Origin of the sequence: Candidatus Methylopumilus planktonicus, from assembly GCF_000981505.1 — a bacterium.
Lineage (GTDB): Bacteria > Pseudomonadota > Gammaproteobacteria > Burkholderiales > Methylophilaceae > Methylopumilus > Methylopumilus planktonicus.
Genome location: NZ_LN827929.1, coordinates 454,742 through 473,324, shown reverse-complemented (window position 1 = coordinate 473,324; position 18,583 = coordinate 454,742). Strand labels below are relative to the sequence as shown.

General features: G+C 34.3%; 35 protein-coding genes and 1 tRNA gene. 9 read left to right on the top strand and 27 right to left on the bottom strand.

Annotated elements, in window-relative coordinates; genetic code table 11:
- Nucleotides 1-70 precede the first annotated feature (70 nt).
- Nucleotides 71-1,105 (bottom strand): hypothetical protein, encoded by a 1,035-nt coding sequence (locus BN1208_RS02720; protein ID WP_156157773.1) that lies wholly within the window; start codon nucleotides 1,103-1,105, stop codon nucleotides 71-73.
- Nucleotides 1,106-1,231: 126 nt separating this feature from the next.
- Between BN1208_RS02720 and BN1208_RS02715 the strand changes: the two genes are divergently transcribed.
- Both BN1208_RS02715 and BN1208_RS07195 read left to right on the top strand, forming a co-directional pair.
- Nucleotides 1,232-1,828: a hypothetical protein gene (locus BN1208_RS02715; protein ID WP_046487675.1), complete on the top strand. Its 597-nt coding sequence runs from the start codon at nucleotides 1,232-1,234 to the stop codon at nucleotides 1,826-1,828.
- 55 nt (nucleotides 1,829-1,883) lie between these two features.
- Nucleotides 1,884-2,558 carry a CDP-diacylglycerol diphosphatase gene (locus BN1208_RS07195; RefSeq protein ID WP_082092824.1) on the top strand — a complete coding sequence of 225 codons (675 nt, stop codon included), beginning with the start codon at nucleotides 1,884-1,886 and terminating at the stop codon, nucleotides 2,556-2,558.
- Nucleotides 2,559-2,607: 49 nt separating this feature from the next.
- Here BN1208_RS07195 and BN1208_RS02705 read toward each other — a convergent pair whose 3' ends face one another.
- From BN1208_RS02705 to BN1208_RS02690, 4 genes are all read right to left on the bottom strand, one after another.
- Complete coding sequence (locus tag BN1208_RS02705; protein WP_046487671.1) at nucleotides 2,608-3,462, bottom strand: mechanosensitive ion channel family protein; 855 nt, start codon at nucleotides 3,460-3,462, stop codon at nucleotides 2,608-2,610.
- Nucleotides 3,463-3,501: 39 nt separating this feature from the next.
- On the bottom strand, nucleotides 3,502-3,795 hold the full coding sequence (locus BN1208_RS02700) for a hypothetical protein (RefSeq protein WP_156157772.1): 294 nt from the start codon (nucleotides 3,793-3,795) through the stop codon (nucleotides 3,502-3,504).
- A gap of 48 nt (nucleotides 3,796-3,843) precedes the next feature.
- The gene (locus BN1208_RS02695; protein ID WP_046487666.1) at nucleotides 3,844-4,236 is read right to left on the bottom strand and encodes a hypothetical protein; all 393 of its coding nucleotides are present in this window, start codon (nucleotides 4,234-4,236) and stop codon (nucleotides 3,844-3,846) included.
- Between the two features lie 235 nt (nucleotides 4,237-4,471).
- Nucleotides 4,472-4,849, bottom strand: a complete 378-nt coding sequence (locus BN1208_RS02690; protein ID WP_046487663.1) for a helix-turn-helix domain-containing protein — start codon at nucleotides 4,847-4,849, stop codon at nucleotides 4,472-4,474.
- Nucleotides 4,850-5,110: 261 nt separating this feature from the next.
- Between BN1208_RS02690 and BN1208_RS02685 the strand changes: the two genes are divergently transcribed.
- Nucleotides 5,111-5,425, top strand: a complete 315-nt coding sequence (locus BN1208_RS02685) for a hypothetical protein (RefSeq protein WP_162197758.1) — start codon at nucleotides 5,111-5,113, stop codon at nucleotides 5,423-5,425.
- 175 nt (nucleotides 5,426-5,600) lie between these two features.
- Here BN1208_RS02685 and BN1208_RS02680 read toward each other — a convergent pair whose 3' ends face one another.
- On the bottom strand, nucleotides 5,601-5,783 hold the full coding sequence (locus BN1208_RS02680; RefSeq protein ID WP_046487658.1) for a hypothetical protein: 183 nt from the start codon (nucleotides 5,781-5,783) through the stop codon (nucleotides 5,601-5,603).
- A gap of 227 nt (nucleotides 5,784-6,010) precedes the next feature.
- A complete protein-coding gene (locus BN1208_RS02675) occupies nucleotides 6,011-6,193 on the bottom strand; it encodes a hypothetical protein (protein WP_046487655.1) in 183 nt (60 codons plus the stop codon).
- A 313-nt stretch (nucleotides 6,194-6,506) separates the two neighbouring features.
- Here BN1208_RS02675 and BN1208_RS02670 point away from each other — a divergent pair, with 313 nt between their 5' ends.
- The 4 genes from BN1208_RS02670 (at nucleotide 6,507) to BN1208_RS02665 (ending at nucleotide 7,882) form a co-directional block, all read left to right on the top strand.
- Nucleotides 6,507-6,899, top strand: a complete 393-nt coding sequence (locus tag BN1208_RS02670) for a hypothetical protein (RefSeq protein ID WP_156157771.1) — start codon at nucleotides 6,507-6,509, stop codon at nucleotides 6,897-6,899.
- A gap of 16 nt (nucleotides 6,900-6,915) precedes the next feature.
- The gene (locus BN1208_RS07265) at nucleotides 6,916-7,083 is read left to right on the top strand and encodes a hypothetical protein (protein WP_156157770.1); all 168 of its coding nucleotides are present in this window, start codon (nucleotides 6,916-6,918) and stop codon (nucleotides 7,081-7,083) included.
- Nucleotides 7,084-7,092: 9 nt separating this feature from the next.
- Nucleotides 7,093-7,251 (top strand): hypothetical protein, encoded by a 159-nt coding sequence (locus tag BN1208_RS07260; protein WP_156157769.1) that lies wholly within the window; start codon nucleotides 7,093-7,095, stop codon nucleotides 7,249-7,251.
- Between the two features lie 202 nt (nucleotides 7,252-7,453).
- Nucleotides 7,454-7,882: a peptidoglycan-binding domain-containing protein gene (locus BN1208_RS02665; protein WP_046487650.1), complete on the top strand. Its 429-nt coding sequence runs from the start codon at nucleotides 7,454-7,456 to the stop codon at nucleotides 7,880-7,882.
- A gap of 17 nt (nucleotides 7,883-7,899) precedes the next feature.
- Here the strand turns inward: BN1208_RS02665 and BN1208_RS02660 are convergent, their stop codons facing one another.
- The 6 genes from BN1208_RS02660 to BN1208_RS02635 form a co-directional block, all read right to left on the bottom strand.
- Complete coding sequence (locus tag BN1208_RS02660) at nucleotides 7,900-8,328, bottom strand: tetratricopeptide repeat protein (RefSeq protein ID WP_052734619.1); 429 nt, start codon at nucleotides 8,326-8,328, stop codon at nucleotides 7,900-7,902.
- Nucleotides 8,329-8,332: 4 nt separating this feature from the next.
- Nucleotides 8,333-8,599 (bottom strand): helix-turn-helix domain-containing protein, encoded by a 267-nt coding sequence (locus BN1208_RS02655; protein WP_046487647.1) that lies wholly within the window; start codon nucleotides 8,597-8,599, stop codon nucleotides 8,333-8,335.
- A 346-nt stretch (nucleotides 8,600-8,945) separates the two neighbouring features.
- A complete protein-coding gene (locus BN1208_RS02650; RefSeq protein WP_046487643.1) occupies nucleotides 8,946-9,344 on the bottom strand; it encodes a hypothetical protein in 399 nt (132 codons plus the stop codon).
- Nucleotides 9,344-9,670, bottom strand: a complete 327-nt coding sequence (locus tag BN1208_RS02645; protein WP_046487640.1) for a heavy-metal-associated domain-containing protein — start codon at nucleotides 9,668-9,670, stop codon at nucleotides 9,344-9,346. The genes BN1208_RS02650 and BN1208_RS02645 overlap by 1 nt, the downstream gene beginning before the upstream one ends.
- A gap of 9 nt (nucleotides 9,671-9,679) precedes the next feature.
- Nucleotides 9,680-10,339, bottom strand: coding sequence for a hypothetical protein (locus tag BN1208_RS02640; protein WP_046487637.1), 660 nt, complete (start codon nucleotides 10,337-10,339; stop codon nucleotides 9,680-9,682).
- Nucleotides 10,340-10,391: 52 nt separating this feature from the next.
- Complete coding sequence (locus tag BN1208_RS02635) at nucleotides 10,392-10,793, bottom strand: hypothetical protein (protein WP_156157768.1); 402 nt, start codon at nucleotides 10,791-10,793, stop codon at nucleotides 10,392-10,394.
- A 211-nt stretch (nucleotides 10,794-11,004) separates the two neighbouring features.
- Here BN1208_RS02635 and BN1208_RS02630 point away from each other — a divergent pair, with 211 nt between their 5' ends.
- Both BN1208_RS02630 and BN1208_RS02625 read left to right on the top strand, forming a co-directional pair.
- The gene (locus BN1208_RS02630; protein ID WP_046487631.1) at nucleotides 11,005-11,262 is read left to right on the top strand and encodes a hypothetical protein; all 258 of its coding nucleotides are present in this window, start codon (nucleotides 11,005-11,007) and stop codon (nucleotides 11,260-11,262) included.
- A gap of 193 nt (nucleotides 11,263-11,455) precedes the next feature.
- A tRNA-Lys gene (locus tag BN1208_RS02625) sits at nucleotides 11,456-11,531 on the top strand.
- Between the two features lie 135 nt (nucleotides 11,532-11,666).
- Here BN1208_RS02625 and BN1208_RS02620 read toward each other — a convergent pair.
- The 14 genes from BN1208_RS02620 to BN1208_RS02555 all read right to left on the bottom strand — a co-directional run bounded on the left by BN1208_RS02620 (nucleotide 11,667) and on the right by BN1208_RS02555 (nucleotide 18,499).
- The gene (locus BN1208_RS02620; RefSeq protein WP_156157767.1) at nucleotides 11,667-11,933 is read right to left on the bottom strand and encodes a hypothetical protein; all 267 of its coding nucleotides are present in this window, start codon (nucleotides 11,931-11,933) and stop codon (nucleotides 11,667-11,669) included.
- A gap of 5 nt (nucleotides 11,934-11,938) precedes the next feature.
- Nucleotides 11,939-12,418 carry a hypothetical protein gene (locus tag BN1208_RS02615; RefSeq protein ID WP_046487623.1) on the bottom strand — a complete coding sequence of 160 codons (480 nt, stop codon included), beginning with the start codon at nucleotides 12,416-12,418 and terminating at the stop codon, nucleotides 11,939-11,941.
- A 3-nt stretch (nucleotides 12,419-12,421) separates the two neighbouring features.
- Nucleotides 12,422-13,171: a hypothetical protein gene (locus tag BN1208_RS02610; protein WP_046487620.1), complete on the bottom strand. Its 750-nt coding sequence runs from the start codon at nucleotides 13,169-13,171 to the stop codon at nucleotides 12,422-12,424.
- 7 nt (nucleotides 13,172-13,178) lie between these two features.
- Entirely contained in the window at nucleotides 13,179-13,700 is a 522-nt protein-coding gene (locus tag BN1208_RS02605) for a hypothetical protein (RefSeq protein WP_052734618.1), read from the bottom strand.
- Entirely contained in the window at nucleotides 13,697-14,047 is a 351-nt protein-coding gene (locus BN1208_RS07115; RefSeq protein WP_052734617.1) for a hypothetical protein, read from the bottom strand. Before BN1208_RS07115 ends, BN1208_RS02605 begins: the two co-directional genes overlap by 4 nt.
- Before the next feature lie 3 nt (nucleotides 14,048-14,050).
- Complete coding sequence (locus tag BN1208_RS02595) at nucleotides 14,051-14,323, bottom strand: hypothetical protein (RefSeq protein ID WP_046487617.1); 273 nt, start codon at nucleotides 14,321-14,323, stop codon at nucleotides 14,051-14,053.
- The gene (locus BN1208_RS02590; RefSeq protein ID WP_046487615.1) at nucleotides 14,320-14,748 is read right to left on the bottom strand and encodes a hypothetical protein; all 429 of its coding nucleotides are present in this window, start codon (nucleotides 14,746-14,748) and stop codon (nucleotides 14,320-14,322) included. The genes BN1208_RS02595 and BN1208_RS02590 overlap by 4 nt, the downstream gene beginning before the upstream one ends.
- A 216-nt stretch (nucleotides 14,749-14,964) precedes the next feature.
- Nucleotides 14,965-16,761, bottom strand: coding sequence for a GmrSD restriction endonuclease domain-containing protein (locus BN1208_RS02585; protein WP_046487612.1), 1,797 nt, complete (start codon nucleotides 16,759-16,761; stop codon nucleotides 14,965-14,967).
- A gap of 2 nt (nucleotides 16,762-16,763) precedes the next feature.
- A complete protein-coding gene (locus BN1208_RS02580) occupies nucleotides 16,764-17,054 on the bottom strand; it encodes a hypothetical protein (RefSeq protein ID WP_046487609.1) in 291 nt (96 codons plus the stop codon).
- Nucleotides 17,055-17,066: 12 nt separating this feature from the next.
- On the bottom strand, nucleotides 17,067-17,252 hold the full coding sequence (locus BN1208_RS02575; protein WP_046487603.1) for a hypothetical protein: 186 nt from the start codon (nucleotides 17,250-17,252) through the stop codon (nucleotides 17,067-17,069).
- Nucleotides 17,249-17,461: a hypothetical protein gene (locus tag BN1208_RS02570; protein ID WP_046487600.1), complete on the bottom strand. Its 213-nt coding sequence runs from the start codon at nucleotides 17,459-17,461 to the stop codon at nucleotides 17,249-17,251. Before BN1208_RS02570 ends, BN1208_RS02575 begins: the two co-directional genes overlap by 4 nt.
- A complete protein-coding gene (locus BN1208_RS02565; protein ID WP_046487597.1) occupies nucleotides 17,454-17,870 on the bottom strand; it encodes a hypothetical protein in 417 nt (138 codons plus the stop codon). Before BN1208_RS02565 ends, BN1208_RS02570 begins: the two co-directional genes overlap by 8 nt.
- A gap of 78 nt (nucleotides 17,871-17,948) precedes the next feature.
- Nucleotides 17,949-18,170: a hypothetical protein gene (locus tag BN1208_RS02560; protein ID WP_046487595.1), complete on the bottom strand. Its 222-nt coding sequence runs from the start codon at nucleotides 18,168-18,170 to the stop codon at nucleotides 17,949-17,951.
- A gap of 2 nt (nucleotides 18,171-18,172) precedes the next feature.
- Complete coding sequence (locus tag BN1208_RS02555) at nucleotides 18,173-18,499, bottom strand: hypothetical protein (protein ID WP_046487591.1); 327 nt, start codon at nucleotides 18,497-18,499, stop codon at nucleotides 18,173-18,175.
- Nucleotides 18,500-18,583 lie beyond the last annotated feature (84 nt).

Sequence of the window (18,583 nt, the reverse complement as noted above, 5' to 3'; positions counted from 1 at the left end):
AGCTTAATTAATGTAATTGAAAAAAACTAAGCACCTACAGCCTAAATCTTTAAAAGTAAGCTGGTTATATTTATAAAGCTGGGTAAGCATAAGCTGAAATTACATCAGACACAGGCGAAGGATCAACAAGGCTAGTTAAAGACGCAAGATCTCTAACCAAAGTTAACATAGTTACCTCATCTAAATTTTGTTGAGAATCTAAAAATAACTGTAATGAAGCATTGCCCGCGGCAAAAGTAAAATTTGCAGCCTTAATTTGTCTCTTAACTTCAGGTGAAAGAAAATTTTTATACTCAGCCTTTAGGTCCGCAAGAGTATTAGTTACAGGCTTTGTTACATCGTTTAATTCTTTCAACTTACCTTCTAGCGACTTAAAGAATTTGCCCATTATTGAAGCAGCTTTTTCTCCCTCTTCGATTCTTGTAGCATCTTTAATAGCAACTTTCGCCGCCCCCGAGCCTCCCATTGTTACACCAAAAGCGATCAACTCAGCTACTGCCTGAACCTGGCTTTCGGTTACGCTTGCGCACACAGACTCATTAATAGCTACGCCCATTCCGCAAGAATGATAACCCGCAGGTGCTGTCCCCCAACATACTGGACCTTTACCTGTGAAGCCAGCTCTGCAGGATTTATAGCAAAGGCCAGCATCCATTTCTTTGCCGCCATCACATATTAATTTAGCAGCATGACCTCCACCGCGACCATAGCTGCCACTTGAATCTGCATGACATACCGGTCCAACACCATGGAATCCGCCTCTGCAGGGGACATAACACATGCCATCTTCCATGTGTTTACCATCCCGACAGACTTGTTTAAATTTAACAAGGTGAGGAATTGAACCCGCGCCCCTTCCATAACTAGCCTGATTGAGCCAGCAAACTGGACCAACGCCGTGATATCCATCTCTACATGAGTTGTAACATAAGCCACCGTTCATTTCTGAACCGCCGTCACACTTCAGAGGTGCGGCCTGACCAGCACCACGACCATAGTTTTTACCATTCCAGAAATAATCGCCTTTGCTATTATCTGCCAAAGCGTTGAAGTTAAATCCTAAGAGAAGGGTTAAACACAGAAAGAGTTTTGATAATTTCATCATAATGATACCCTCCAAGAAAATTTTTTAATAACAAAAATACTTTCTTATATTATTATTCTTAGTAAATATTACAGAATTAAGTAAAAATCAAAACAATTTTTAAAAAGTAATTTAAAGCTCTTAACCATGTCAAAAAGTAAAAATTTATTTCTAATAGGTATTTTTTCTATAGTGCTAAATGGCTGCTCCACTATCCAAACACCAAAACCCCAAATTAATAAAATCGGGGAAGATATCACTACAGTAAGTACAACAGCAGAAACAAGTGCTACGACATTTAAACAAAAAAATAGTCTCAAGCAAATGTGTGCTGCACCATCTCCTGACGCCACATTTAATTCATCAGATTCAGATTCATTAAGTATTGCGCTTGTTAATAATTCTAAAAATTCCTCGGATGGAGCGGGAGCGTCTATGGCTGAGGGAGGTAACGAGATGAACGGAAGATCACCGGCAGTTCTTATTACTAGGGAGCTTTTCTACAGGCTTTGTGAAACATACACAAACTTTAACTTAACTAAGGAAGAGGCTCTGCCACTTTTTCAAAAAGTTTTAGATCTTGTTGGTCAAGGCTGGACTGCTGAAGCTGCAAAAACAGCAGTCTCTATTGGTCCAGTGAGTAATACGCCGCAATCAGTAGTAGCGACACCAGTAATAACGCCTAATCCTGCTTCTACCTCCTCGACTTCCACTACAACCCCAACAGCTACTCCCAGCCCTTAGCCTCATAATACAAACATAAATTTAATAAGATTATCTGTTTTTAAAAGGAAATTAGATAATTAAAAAATTTCAAAAACTCATTCTTATTCTTTTACTTGGATCAATTTATCCAAGTTTTGCGCTAGAAATTTCTAGAAGCGATATCCTATTAAATATCGCCACGCAATGCATAAATCCCAAAACTCAAGATTATTGCAATCAATGTGTATCTCCTAGAATTGATAGTAGCTGTGGAAATCCTCGAGACTGCAAAAATACTACTGAGGTTTGGTCTGAAAATGAACAATTTGTTGCTATACGAGACATCAAAATGTGTGGTTGTTCTAACGACTTTATTCACGGTTTGGCAATGCCCAGATCAGAGGTAACAGGGATTGAAGATATAAGGCGACGAGAAGAAATCTGGCAATTTGCGTGGGATACCTCTAAAAAAATTATTGAGGCTGATTTAATAGCTTTAGCAGTAAATCCAAAATCTCGCCGCAGTCAAAATCAGCTGCATGTTCATTTGGTTCGAATTGATCCCAAAGTAAAAAATAAACTTAATGCATATATTTTTACATATGTAAAAAATTTGGAGTATGTTTGGGAAACTGCCGAAAAATTAGCAGCAAAAAACTCTTTAATTGACTATGGCATTTTAGTAACTCAAGCCACCTCGAATCAATTTACAGTTTTAATTACCCCAAATAGTCCAGAAAATGAATTTACAATTTGGAAGTGTAATTAAGCTCTCTAGCACGCCTAAGCACACCGAGCGTTAAAAGTTTTGACGCTAATTACCTTGATCGATGAATAACAATTTGAGCATAAGGTGGTTTAATTTTTGCTTTTTGAAATGCTAGTTTCATTAAGCGTAAATATTCACGTTTAATATTTGAATGCTCCATAGCTTGTGTCTTAATTCTAGCTTTAATTACCAGATTAGATTCATTAAGACGATCTATACCAGAAATCTCAATATCAGATAGCACTATAGTTTTGTATGTTAGAGATTTTCTTAGTTTTTCGCTTGCCTCTTGCATAAGCTTAATTGCTTTATCGAGATTAACTTCATAACCTAAAGTAATATCAAATGTTGCATATGAAAAATCTCGGCCCATATTGGTGACAATACGAATTTGTCCATTAGGAATAAAGTGCACAAATCCATCGTAATCCCTGAGTCTTACATAGCGGAGTGTAATTTCCTCCACTGTGCCTTCGTAACCTTCAACTTTTATCGTATCACCTTGTCTTATTTGATCTTCGATCAGAATAAATAAACCACCTACATAATCTTTAACTAAAGACTGTGCGCCAAATCCAATCGCTATACCAACAATACCTGCAGCACCTAAGATTGGAGCGATATTAATCTTCAATTCACTTAAGATCAGCATAAAAGCGATTAAGTAAACGGTAACAGATGCGATATATCTAAAAACTCGGCTTAGAGTATTTACCCTTGTTGCAGCATCGCGTCCTGAGGAATTCTTGGCTATCTCATAACTAAACAAGTTAATTGCGCGACGAATAAGGTTAGTTAAAATAAGAGCGATCACAATAATAGCTGTGATCTTAAAGAGTGAAGTCATAGAAGTGCCCAAGCGATGAGCTAGTATTTCTATGCTATCTAAGAACTGTAATTCCATTTAATCATTATAAAATAAAAACAAGATGACTTAATTCATTTAATTATGAATATCATAATGCGCATTCATGAGCTCTTCACTTAAATTAAGATGAATCACGTCCTGAATAGCTACCCAATCATCACTATAATTTTTTTGAATGTATTTCTGAAAACCTGATAGATCAAACCAAAGCTCAATCATAAGATCTGCACTTTTTTGAGAGAAATGTTTCTTATGCTCAAGTCCACTAAAACATTTTTCTAACAAATCTTTTGAGTAGGCTTCATCGATTTCTTTCATCAATTTCTTTGAAGCCTTGAACTCAGATAACTCGCCCTCTAACTCTCGCATGAAGTATTTATTTTTATGCTTGATTAGAAGTTTGGCTAAAGACTCCACTTAGAAGTAAAAAGCCATTTCATTTAATCCGTAATCATCTTCGGATTTTGACTCTTGGTGGAAGATATGATGTGCATTCAATAACTCATCTCTTAAGTTAAAGAAAATAATATCTTGTATGGCTGACCAGTCTTTTGGATAGTTGTCATACAGGTAATCATCTAGATTAGAAACCGCTACCCACTCTTCCATCATTTCAACAATCATATATGGTGTAGGTTGTTTAATCTTCTCGAGATCTTTAAAGCTTGGATCTAAAAAATCAAGCGTATATACATCATCGATTTCTTGAATCAGTTTTGGTGATATTGGGAAATGATCTAATTCCTGACGGATCACATTATTAAAGAATTTTAGTTTGGAATTGAGTAGTATTTCAGCAAGGGTTGTCATAGGTAGGAGCCTTTAAAGTTAATTAGTCAGCAATACCTATATTAGTAATGAATTGTGATGTTTTAGAGAAGGAATTATGAAGTCTTGATTACGGGGCTAAAAAGCTCTTTAGAATTATGACAAAGGATTAATATTCGTTTGAATACCTATATCCACAAAATCTGTGGATAAGTCTGTGTGTAAATTTTTGATAACTATAAAACCACTATGATTTATATGGGAAATTGTCATTCGATTAATTTTTAAGCAATCTACGTAACAAGTCTTGCCATGCTTTTCTTAGATAAATGGCTTTATTTCTATAAGTGCCTTTTTTAATCTTATGCTTTTCTTTTGAGAGCAATGGAGAAGTCACTGCAGGGAGATTCAATGGAACCACTTCATCTTCCCTATTTATTATCACCAGGTTTAAGTCTAAATGAAGTGCCAAGGCATATTTTTTGACAGCTGCAAACTTTATAGATTCTGCCGGAAAGTATTTAAAGCTATTCTCTTCAATGGATTCAATTTGATTTACAGACAAACATAGCTGATGAGCTATTTTAAGCTTGCTCATGTGTTTATCTTCACGCGTCCTTTTGAGAAGCGCAAAATCATATTGAAAGTTTTTCATTAAAATTAAGGCATAACCCCTTTAAAAATTCAGGGCCTATTAAATGCTAACCTTTAGGAAGGTTATGTTAAGGCGTATTACGAAATCTAACTCTATTAAACACGATGAATATAAAACTTTTATGACAAAGATGAATACCTCTACTAATAAATTTGAAATGCTTCTATGTAATAAATATTTAACTCAAAGATAACATCTACTTCATATTGAATGTTTAGACTCGTACTATCTAAAATTAAAGGGCGTACGATCATTATGAAAATGAAAAGAAAGAAACTAAAAAGAATCAATTTAATATTGATTGGGGTAACGCTTTTAGCTATTGGAACAGCCGTATATTTTTACATAAAAATGCTTGATTCCCACTTTGAGTTAGAACACAGTCTTCGATTAGAGAACCTAGCTGTGATTGCATTGAATAATGGGGATAAGTTACTTGCTTGCAAGGCTCTTGGTGAGGCAAGGAATGCTTTAGATGAAGCGGACTTTCATGCTAAAGATCTTACAGGGATGATTCAAGCGTCTGAAAGTGAAGTTTGTATAAAAATAAACCGTATGAAAATAAAACCTAATTAACTTTTTGTCATATTTATTTAACAGTGTTTGTTTAAAGTGAGCCTGTAGTTTCTCCTAAAAGAACTACTGCAAATTGCGTTTTAGTCTACCGCCCATTTGATTGAGTCTGATTAAATGGGTTTTTTATTGCCCCAAATAATAATTTTTCTATCTTTTTGAATAATTCCAGAGTGAATTAGTCTTCTGTCCAATTATGAAAATCAAAATGTGGATCAATCTTTTCAATATAATGCTCGGTATTTTTTCTATATTCGCAACTAGGCAGATGACGATCTAATTTATTGCTAATTTCAGTATCAATGCCACAAAAAGAACATTTAGCATTAGGGATGTTTGTATTTGATATGGGTTTGCTCATTTAAATACTCCTTTAAGTTAACCTTCAACAAAGGCATAACCCCTTAATGTTTAGGCAGGGGTTATTAAACACATAAGTAAAGATTTTTTTAGGAGAAGCCTTTAGCTTCAGGAGTATTTAGCCCTAGGAATATAAAATATTTATGACAAAAAAATCGATTTAACTTTTATGTCATAGAACTTTTTTATAAACTGCTTCATTAATTCAGCGTAAATGGCGAATTAAATTTAGAAAGAGTAGTTTCCATCCAAAGTCTTTTGTTTAGTAATACGATATTCGCAAGAAGGTAAATGTCTTTCTAGTCTGTCACCAATATAATCTGCATCGACCTTACAATGAGCGCAATATATATAGTGAATGCCCTCGCCTGCTTGTTGTTTCAAATAATCATAAAAACCTTTTTTCTTCATACCGTAAACCTTTGTTATATTTTTTAGTGTTTAGCTATATTAAAGACTCAATATGAAGCCAATATTACAGACGAAAAAAAGCCCCATTGCTGGGGCTAAATGCGAACTTGTAATGCTTTACTGCAGAGACGTATATGAAAAGCACACGCATTTTATCAAATGAGATGGATCTTCGTCAATCAAATCTAAAATTTAGTACTTTAAAAGTGGCAAGCACTATTGATTTTTTGGAAATTTACGCATACACTTTTTTTGTGACATTAGTATGACATTTATTAATAAAGTCTTTTTATCCTCAGGGGGAGGTAAAGCCATGAAAAAAAATTCAAAAAAAGTAGTAAAAAAGACCGTAGCAATAAAGAGTAAAACCAAACCTTCTAACAATAAGAAGGTAAATAATATCGCTAAAGCATTAGATGCGTTCCTAAGAGCGGAAATGCAATCACAGCAAAAAGCATCTATTAACGCAATCAAGAGTGGTGACAAAGTGATACAAAAGAAAAGAAAGGCTGAGGCAGAAAGGCTTGCTAAATCATTAGCATCGTCTCTCAGCGGTATTGCAAAAAAATTAAGTGTTGCGGCTCCAGTTGAATCAAAAGCTAAAACAAAACCAAGTACTAAAGCAAAACCAAGGGCTAAAAGAATTAAAAAAACTACGCCAGCTAAAACTCCAGCCACACAAGAAAGCCCAATCACACAAAACTAAATGAAAGGCTTATTAAATGTTTAAAGAACAAAATGTAAATGCAATCATTGGTATTCTGTGGGGGCTTGCTGTTTATTTTAATTTAAGCAATTTAGATCCTATGACATTAAATGTATTAGCTATATGGGCAGTAAGCGTTAATCGCTTATATCGACACTTTAACAAAGGCAAAAAGAAGTCATAGGGATCTATTATGAGTGATATTGAAAATCTAACTTCAACAGCTAAATCATCAGTTTTTGACTATAAGCAATACGAAGCTAATGAACTCAATTATTGGTATTTGAGAGATGAATGTCTTGCTGAGTGGAGAGAGAATCTGATTAAACTAAGAGCGCAATTTCAAGATTAATTAATTAAACCAAGCGTCAAAGGCTTTGACACTTCTTTAGCACACCACAGATAAAAAAAGCCACTTTCGAGAGGCTTTATTTTTTATTTGCGATTCATGCCTAACTAAAATATCCTGATTCCGGATATTTTAGTGTCCTTGGTCAAAAGTTTTTTGACGACATCACAAACTAGTCACAAAATAAGTTTAGTCTTATAGAGAAATGAATATATTACTCAGACTTATTTGGCTCAATTTTTTATTAATAAATCTAGAGGGCTGTGCATTACTTTTATCATCTGCAGGCGGCTCAGCAGCTACAATACAAATAGCGCAAACCATTGATATTATTAAGACTGCAGGAGATATTGGAAGCGCTTCTGTGACGGGAAAAACCTTAACTGATCACGCTATTTCTGAATTATCAGGCAAAAATTGTAAAACTTTAAATGTGATTGAAGATAAAAAATTATGTGAAGAGATTGAAGCAAAATCTCAATCAGTTAAAGTGCGTCAAGTTATGATGCCTGATGTTTCAACACCAGAAAAAATAAAAGCCTTTCAAAAATCGAAAAATCTAGAGCAAACCGGAAAAATTGGACCTAAGACGAGAACAGCTTTATGGAGAATCAAACACGGACTAGATAACTAAATTCTATTAGCTTTAGTTTATTTAGAAGTTAAATAAACTCTATCTTGCATTTGAATTAGAGATAGATTGTTTTTCGCTTCCTTATAGTCAGTTTTTAGCTTTAAAGCCAATTCAAAAAAAACCCTAGCTTTGCGGTATTCACCGAGCTTTGCATAAAGCACACCAAGATTATTTTTAATAATAGGGTCTTTGGGGTATTTATTGCATAAAATTAAAAAGTTTTCTTTTGCTTCTCTAGTTTTACCAAAATGATCAAGTGTAGCGCCGCGAAGAAATATTAACTCTGGGTCGTTTGGGTATTTTTGTATATATTGATTGACTATTGCAATGGCTTCGGTTTCATTGCCATTTTTAATAAGTTTTAATATTTCATCCCAATTAGAGGCAAAGGATAAAGATGTGTATGCAAGACATACAATAAATAAAAATATACATTTAACTTTCATACGACTATTTCTTCTTTAATAAAATTGGGGTGGGATCGACTTCATAAAACTTTGAAATAACATCTTCATTTTTTAAACCAAGAGCTGCTATGTATTTTTTTAAAGCTATGTATTTGATAGATTGGGAGGGGAAGTATTGAAGGCTATTTTCTTCAAGCGACTTAATCTGTCGTTCAGCCAAGCACAAATCAACAGCAATACTTTGCGCTGATACTTTTTTGCTTAGGCGTGTAGCTTTTAATAGCTCAAAGTTATATTCAAAATTATCCATACATGTTTCAAGTAAAAAAAGCCCTCTTTACGAGGGCAAATATTCTTTGGAAAACAATCCTACAATACCTATTGATTGTGAATTTATGATGAAATATTTATGACGGGGAATAGTGACAAAAATCTCCGGATTCCGGATGTTTTCTAACACAACATACCGAACATAAAAAAAGCCACAGTCGAATGTGGCTTTTTACATTTTATTTCTTCTTACTAAAAAACAAATACTTAATAAATGACGCAATACCTAAAACCAAAAACGTTGTCATTAGTAAGCACATAATTACCATATGCCAACAGTGTGCTTCACCCATCATATGTTCCATACTATTTTTCCTTATTAAAAATTAACTGATTAACCAAGGTGCCACAAAAGCCATGCAGCCACCTATCAAAAACACACTAACTGAAAAAAAATAAACTCTCAGTGAGTTTATTCTAGTTTTATTACAAAGTTCCGCTAACGCTTTATCACTTGGACAAGGTAGGGATCTGGCTTTCCATTGTAGAAATCCAGATATTGATAACATCATCCCTGCAAATATAAATACACCTAATTTATATTCTGAAAACCAAACAATTTGCGGCACAGAACTTACCACTGAAGCCATCACTGCACCTGCTCCCAAACTTACTAATAACGCAGGTAAGGCACAACAAACCAGTGTGCCTCCCGACGAAAACAGAGTTAGCAAGGATATATGCTTGGTTTTAATTAATTTAGGATCTAAATATTTTTTCGGCATTATTTATCTGCACCTGATTTGATATGCTCAATAGGATGCTCGCTTACTTCAATACTTTTAACTTCATAGCCTGCATCCTTGATGATTTTTCTAATAACATCTTGAGATAAAGTTAAACCATCTTTGACTTCAACTACGACCAGACGATTCTTTAGCCCAATATAGACATCCTTTGTTTCGCTTAAGGCTTTCATTTTCTTTTCAATGCCTTGCGCACAAAAAGAACATACCATGCCATTCACAGTGACTTTATAAGATGGTGTCGCAAAACTACTCAAGCTAGTTAAAGATAATCCTAAACTTACTACTAATAATAAATGTTTCATAAAAACTCCTTAAAATGTATACATAAGATTTAAGCGAGGTTGGCCACTATTGTTCACACCACCCTCCACAAAGATATTTTTATTAATCAGTCTTAACATAGGTATCACTTCAATCTTGTCAGATATTTGATTGGTATATTTTGTCTCTAAAATAAACCACGGCTGTGTCTTCTCATAATCAGCTTCGTAAAAAGAAAAACCTGCACGAATTGATGTGGTGTCGTGATTTAAATTTGAAGCTCTGTAGATTTTATGAGTGGTCGCAAAGTAAATACGAGTTGTCTCATAATCAAACTGAAAGCCTGGAGATGCAATAAATTTACTATCAATACTTTGATTATCAATACTTCCTCTGATCTCACCAAACCCCATAAATAACCATAGATTACTTTGAGCATCGGTTAAATTCCAACGAGACAATAGGCGAGTGTAATTAAGCGTATCAACTTCACGTTTATCTTTGTGATCATCTGAACGAAACTCAAGATGAGTTAATCCTAAAGCGTCACGAGATGTAATCGCATAATTAAAGCCAGCTTCACGCCAATTTTGATTGAAGTCCCCCATAGTCATCACAGAACCCTCAAAACCCATAGGTGCTGCTACTACTAGGTGGCTTGATATAAAGATTAAGGGAATGACCCATAATCTATAGTGACAAGTAAACATAGATTTCCTTAATTAATAAAAATAAGGCTTAAAAAAAGCCTAAAACTATTTTTTAAGAAAAGCTGATGGGTGGTCTTTGAATACTCGGGGAAATTACAGAATCGTAATGATATGAATACTCGTTATAAACGTTGCCGATATCTTGAAAAAATACAACAGCAGTATCCTGAGTTAATGCAGCCATACCAACTTGGGCACAGAATGATAAACAATGATGAGAAGCATTATGACTTTGCACTTCTTTAGATTGTTTATGTTCTTTAGTTTGATGGCAATGGCTCATCTTTGTTTCAGCAGTCACTGAAGCTTTATGATTGTTTTGACAAGCGAGCTGAAAGCTAGCTGCAATGCTTTGCAGTGGCATTACAAGCAATAAACATAAAACTAGATAATTTCTAATAGCTTTCATACCTTTAAGATACGCTTTTATTATTGAAAGTTCAATATCATCCAAAATCTCCTGATTCCGGATGTTTTCTAACACACCCCTATTCCAACCCCGCCAAAATCCCCCCGCCTTGAACCTTCCCAGTAAGAATAATTTAACAAAAATGATACTCATTGTTGACATCTACATAACTCAGGAATACGATTATTTTCTAAAGGTCAAAAAATATTCAATCTTTTGCACATTTAGACTTGTTTAAATTACCGGAGTAAGTATTATGAAAAAAATATTAGCTTTTGTTTTTTTACTTTCCTTCTTAAATGTTCCTCTTTTTGCGGAAGAAGATTTAGGCTTTAAACCGTTTCATCCCACAGATGCCTTGTTGATTGGTGGTAATGGTCCATTTAATCAAGGTGCTGAATATGGAAATGATGTTAAAGCAGAAGCAGATTTTAAACCATTTCACCCTACAGATGCATTATTGATTGGTGGCAATGGTCCATTTAATCAAGGTGCTGAATATAGTGGTCAGTAATATTAAGTTTTAATCATATAGATGCTCACCTAAGCCACTTTAGAGTGGCTTTCTTTTTATTTGCAATTAAAACTTGATCATCCAAATCTCCGGATTCCGGATGTTTTCTAACACACCCCTATTCCACCCCTGCCAAAATCCCCTAGCCTACCCCCTCTACAACCCAGACAAATACTGTAAAATATCACCTTCTGGGGGATTAGCTCAGCTGGTAGAGCAGCGGACTCTTAATCCGTTTGTCGCGAGTTCAACCCTCGCATCCCCCACCAATAATGACAAGGGTTTTAAAGGTTTGATCTTATAAAATTTACCATTAAAATATTTATAGACAACACCTAGACAACATTATTAAATATGTATAAAAATCTACCTAAAATTCTAGGTTATACATTATTAACAGTGATTTATTTTCTTCCAAATAAAGATTTAATAATCTTTGATAAAAAAAATCGATAGAGAATGATTGCTGTGGATGTCCAAAAGATAAATAAGCTAGGGAGATACAAAACAATTAAATCATCCCTTTGTTCTTCATAACATCTACCGAACATTGTTGCACACCCCACATGCAATCGGTAAATACCGACTACAAGGAGTAAGGCAAGACTTATAAAGTAGGCAATAACAACTTTATCTTTAAGGAGGGGTTTAATGTTGATGAATAAATTCATTTTCATTAGTTCATATAAAAAAACAAAATTACTGAAATAATAAAGTTGTATATCATGTTCTCTTTAAATTTATCTAGGAAGAACCTCGGTTTAACAGCTCTTTCCCATTCAGAACAATATTCTTTCTCTTTCTTGAGTTTTTGATAAGCATTAAATAAACAGTAGATTATTCCATATAAAAAAACTCTGATTACTACACTTAACTTACTTTTAAAATGGCCACTCTCAAAATCATCACTTGAATATATTTCTCCTGTTAATTTTGATTTCCACTCATCATAAACAATTTCTGTCCTTGGAGAAGTAACGCCATTATCAATCTCAATCTCATGGAAGTTAATAGCCTCATGAATCCTTGGGTTAAATGCCTGATTTGGTGCCCAGTCATATGCCAAAATTCCATGCCCTAATAAGGTTGTGAGTAAAGGAAAACCAAAATAAATATAAATAAAATATTTCTCTAAAAAAGATAATAGCTTTTTCATATATTAATTCCAAGAATCCCAGCACATCCAGTTTAGATCTAATATCATTTTCTGGAAGTCGTTTGAATACAGGACATTCAAAGGTACAGGTGTAACACTGTAGTCTTTATATTCATGATTCTTATAGGCCATGACAACTTGATCCGTATCAGCTGCACCACCTCTAAACCAATAGACAATAACATGATAGCCATCGTAACCCTCTGGCACCCAACGATTGATCATAATAAAGCTGCCAGTAAATAAAGCTATTTGCTTCCATTTACCCTTTTGATTTTCAAGTATTAAAAATCCTTGTCCACCTGAGCCTCCCATGCTTCTATTATTAACAAATACCTCATCAACACCATCATTATTAAGATCAAAGAAGGCAACATTAATGTCATAGTCTTCAATGCCTTGGGGAACTTGCTTTCTAATTAACTTTTTAGCTGCGACAGGAAGCTTATTAAACTCTTCAGTCCATACCAAATCTGTTGCCTTGATTTCATCTTCACGATTTACAAATACTGGTCTTTCAGCACCGCTTGGGATATGAAAACAGTCGTTTCTTTTTGTAACTTTATGAGGTCCTAACTTTTCATCTAGCTTCTCTACGAGAAAATCATTAAATAATTTAACTTCTTGATATGAATAAGCTAGAGCAAATAGAGCAATAACAAGAGCTCCAATAATTACTAGATATTTTCTTTGAGGTGTTTTCTTAGTTAGTAACCTAATATTCCTAGATAACGATGATAGTAGTTTTTTCATTTCTTATTTAGTTTCCGCAGGATGCATTTCTAGCTTGTTCTAAATCATCATTGTCAGCCGACCAGTCTAAAAGATTTACATAACTTTTTATTCTAGTTCTGTTGTTATGAAATTTATTTGTAGAGAAGTATCCGTAAGTATTCCCATTCTTATCAACGATTATTGGTGCGGAGTTTGAGAATTTATTCCACGGGCTTCCTTCATTGAACTTTGAACCGTAAGTGCCAAATTTATTCCAAATACTTACTTCATTGAACTTTGAACCGTAAGTGCCAAATTTGTTACAAATAGAGGCGTCATCAGATTTCACGCAATTTAAGCAGCCTAAAAAAGTTTTATGGTCATTACCACCAAATAGCAATAAAGCTTGGTTTGTTGACATTTGTTCCCTAGCCATTCTTTGCCTAGCTCTTTTAGCCTCTATTTCACCAAACGTTGAGGTACCATGATACATTGGGCCTGCCGTAACTTCAAATTGAATTAGTAACAAAAAGAAAAATAGCTTTTTATTAAAACAAAATACCTTCATTTCTTATTCCTTAAATAAGATGGTTCATCATAATTAGTAGGACTTAACATCCCAACAGTAATATCTGGCCTTTTTGTTTGTGGTATTTCATCGTGACGTACTTTAATTGCCACACAATGATTAAACTTAATTGCATGACTGAGCTCTTCATTTGTTTCAATCAAATATACTTCTTTTTCACACTCATGGCAGTATTTAATGGTCTTTTCTTTTCTCTTTAAGAGATCTTCCCACTTCTGATTACACTTAAATCCAAAAGAACAATTACGAATATCAATATATGACTTTGCGTCTTCCCAAAAGTCAGTCTGAAGCTCTTTTGTTTTCTTTGGTGCTTTTTTTGCCATACATTATTCAATAACGAATTGAGGTGTGACTGAATAATCTCTTAAGTTAGTTCCAGGTATGGTGGGATACAGGTTACCCCTATCAATAATCATGACAGGCTCCGTAATATCTTTCATATTAGTTCCGGGTATTGGTTTATAGATAACATTTTTATCAATAACTAATACTGGCTCAGTAATGTCTTTAAAAGGTGTGCCAGGAATAGTCTTATAGATTACCTCTGCAGTTACATTACAAGCCAAGAGAAATGATAGTAGTAAGATTAATTGCTTCATTTTTTACCCTTCACTACAAACATAATTCTCAATGCTGTTAGGAAAGTAAGATATATACAGTTATCTGCATATAGTCTTATTAAAGTTGGTGCTTCTGAAAATTCTATTGGATTTGGGTTTGGCATAAAAAATATATATGTCAAAAGAGCTAAAAAAGGCAACACCCAGTATGGACGTTTCTTATTAATAGCATGGTACTTAATACAGTAAATTGAGAAGGCGTAAATTGGAACAAGGCCAATAATAAATGTAATGAGCAAACTTAAATTCATATTTAATGGTTTATACAAAGCAAATAGAAAAAGCTCTAGCCATGTATTAAATATGATTAAGAAGAGATAAAAATGCCAAAGCTTCTTTAGGTCTTTAGTAGTTACATAACTAATAACTGTATTGATGAAATTATTGATGCTATCTTTTTTCATATTGACCTTTTTAAGCGCTTAAATTTTTAATAGTAGTTTGCACTTCAAAGACACAAAAATCTACAGATAAACTTATCATTTTGCCTTTTTGTTAGCTCATAGAGTGAGCCTGAGAGCCGGCTCTTTGGGATAGGGGGCCAGGGGGAAAAGATCAGATTATTAAATATGAAGATAGGCCTCTTCCTATATTTTTATAAGTTTTTAGAATTAACCCTATTAGAGTTTTTCAAACCATTCTTTGATTTTAAGAGACATAAGCTCTCTTCTTTCACATAAGAACTCATCAAATGTAGGTGTTATTTCATTAAGCATTGATAAAGGTATACAGTTCATTTTGAAATTGCTTAACAATTCTTCCTTATTTGTAATACCACCATATTTTCCATTGCCATTTTCACATTGAGCAATAATTTCTTTGAAATAAACGTTAGGATTTTTTGCTCCAATAGAAATATTAATTTCACTTTGCGCAATGACGTAATTACCTATCTGGTTATATACACTTTTTGATAGGCCTTGATCCTTAAGAAACTTTTTAGGGTAAACATGGTGAATGTCAGCTCGATTAAGCAAGAGATCCATAACTTTAATATCTCTTGATAAGAAACCTTTGTCACCTAAATTGATTTGAGCTGCCTGATAACAATTAAAATACGGGCTATTAATAGATGAGGTATCCATAAACTGTGGCAACATGCCCGTCCAAAATGTTTCAGGTAACTCATTGGCTATTACGGAGTGGCAATAGTCCATAACACCACGGCTTGTAATTTGACGTATATCAAAATCGAATTGTGACTCTGATGATCCGCTATATCTGCCAGTTAATATTGACATTACAAACCAACGCCTTACGATTTTCTCTAAGTCTGCGGCTGGAAGTTGTTCGGCTCGACCTCGCAAATACATAACGTATGCAAAATTCACAGCGTTTCGACCTACAATTAAGTGACTTAAAATAAAACCAGCAGATCGAAGAATCATTGTAATTCTGTCGAAATGTGTCTTATTAGCAAAAGCCAAAATGCCATCTTTTAGCTTCTTAAAAGATTCCTCTGCGATTACATCTTCATATTGTTTTGTTTCAAAGTTTCTACCGGACAAAAGAGCTACAAGATCTTGAAGTTTTCCTCTGCCAAATTCTGATGTAAAAGCAACTCTTAACATATCAGTATAGGTTGGATCATAAATATCATCATTCACATCAGCGATCCATTTGATCTTGTCATAAAATTCAGATTCAACGAATTTAGTATCATTCTTTTTAATCTTATTAATAAATTCTGGAGACACGGCAAGGTGACAGAAATAATCAATTGCCTTTCTAAGTAAATTACCTCCATATACTTCATTAACAGCAATCTTAGACATTGCAAAGTCAGCTTGTGATAGTTGAGCTCCAGCAGAATTCACCCGAATAAATATTTCAGTCACCGTTTCAATGTCTAAATCTTCTGCTAATTCAATAATACCTACATGATTGTGGATGATACCTTTAAGCTTTTCGATTACAGAAAATATTGTTTCTTGATTGCTACCTGGATTAGCTTCGCAATAGTTTTTAACTAAATCAAATATCTTAGTTTGAGGATTAAATACCGCTGATACATCTGGAATCCAGATTACATTTTTACGAATTGCAGGATTTGACACTTCAAATACTTCTTCTTGGGGATTAAATGCAATTCTGATTTGGACGTTTTCATAATCATCATTTAATACTTCTATGCCTAGAAGTGATGCCATAAGAGCGGTAACTCTCTGCTGCCCGTCGATAAGTATTCTTTTACCAGCAGAAGATGTCCCATCTTTAAGTTTTATTGTGGGATTTCGCCAAGCTATTAAATATCCAACGGGATAACCTTGATATAAGGAATCTAATAGATTTCTGACTTTAGTTGCATCCCAAACAAAGGGCCTTTGAATTTCAGGAATAGCAATTTCATTTGACTGAACCCAGGTAAGAAGGGTTTGAATTGGATGCGGCGTTACTGAGTATCTTTGGGTAGCCATAATTATCCTGGCATTTCTTGATATTCTGTGTTTGAAACCGTTGTACTAAATAAACCCACATCTTCACCTTTATGTTTATTAATACCAACATATTCTAAACTTACATCTTCATATCGTTTAAATTTATAAACACTTACTTCAGTGCCGATTAGTTTTATATCAATACCAATTTCTTCGCTAAGAGCATCAAGATTTTCTTCTAACGCAAGCCATTTAGTAAAATCTAAAGCTTCGTGCGGCCAAACATCTCTCAGCTTAATTTTAGTTAGTTTTGCTAATTGTTTTTTCATCATCCAATTCTCATCCTATTTCTTCTTTAGAGCAAGTTCTGCATCTCTCTTATCCATCTCTCTTTTATGCCAGAACTTGAATTGAGAAAACTTATGCCATTTCTGATGCTCCCCTTTTACATAAGACGTGTCTAAAAAACGATATATCTGTTTTATATGTTCTTCAGATAGACCATCGTCTTTGTATTTAAATGTATTCATTCTTTGTCCTTACTTAATGTGTCGTTGATATCATTCGCAATAATCTGCAACACTTGTCTATCCACCACCACATATCCTGCTTTGGAATGGTGAACATTACATGTCCTTATTGCCTGTGCTTTAGCATCTTCTCTATTGATGTGGTATCCAACATACCAGCAACCACCGTCCACGATGGCATACCAATGTTTAAATGGGTAATTAGCCATGTTGCACCTCCTTACTTTTCTTAACTTCTCGTAAAGTAGGTAAATGAATCCATGTTCCTGGCAAGTAATTCCTTGCTTTTTTTCTGTCTGTAAAAAACCAACTGAATTTTGCTGGATGTTCCTTCTCTAAATACCAATACTTAACAAAACAGACATCCCCTTTAGGGAATCGCTTATGTTTTTGATAAAAATATAGGATTAAATTTAAAACATACTCTCGTGTTCTAAATGAATAGTATGGTGTTCCATGAGGACCCCATCTTTGAGGTAATACATAGTCCACAATACTTTTTGCATCATTGATAACTTTTTCATTATGAACACCTTCAGGAATATTTGCGTAACGCTTTTCTAATCCATACTCCCACGCAGTTTGATTACGACTTTCGTCTTGATATAATTTAGACATGCTATTTCTCCTTGTTTAGCCACTTTGACAATTGTCTGGGTGTGGCAAGTTGAGGTTAAATCCACCCTTTTTTAAAAATTATTCTCGTATACCTAGTTCCTTCATTTCTGAATCAGGCATTGGTAAAGCTCCTGCAACAGCACCTACTGGTATATCTACTGCTTTATCCCAGCGTTTTGATGAAGCGTTCCAGATAACTGACGCTAATCCACCATTTTCTGTATTTGCTAAACCGACAGCACGACCATTTAGTGACTTGATTCCTACTAATAGTTCTATCGGTTGAATAAGTTCAGCCATATTTACTTTATACCCATAAGGGCTAAAGTTAAATTGTCACCATACTCTGCAAAGTGAGCAAAGATAAACTCTGTTTGTTTAGGTAACTTTTCAAACCACTTTTTAGTGACATCGTAATATGGGTCATTAGCAGGAAGATAATATTCAGGAAAATCACATTTTCTAATGATTGCTCCTGCATCTATATATCCCACATCGTCAGACACATTATGCACAATACCTTTCTTTTTTAACTTATCTAAACTGATATCGCCCTCTATTGTTTGGTCTACCACTTTATATTCGCTTTGCCACCAACTAATTGCTACAAGTGATGTTCTATAACCCATATGCGTTTCTCCAAATGAAAAAAACCTGTCTAGCACAATAGCTAAAGCAGGTTTCTGGTATATCGCTTTAGCAGTTTACGCCCT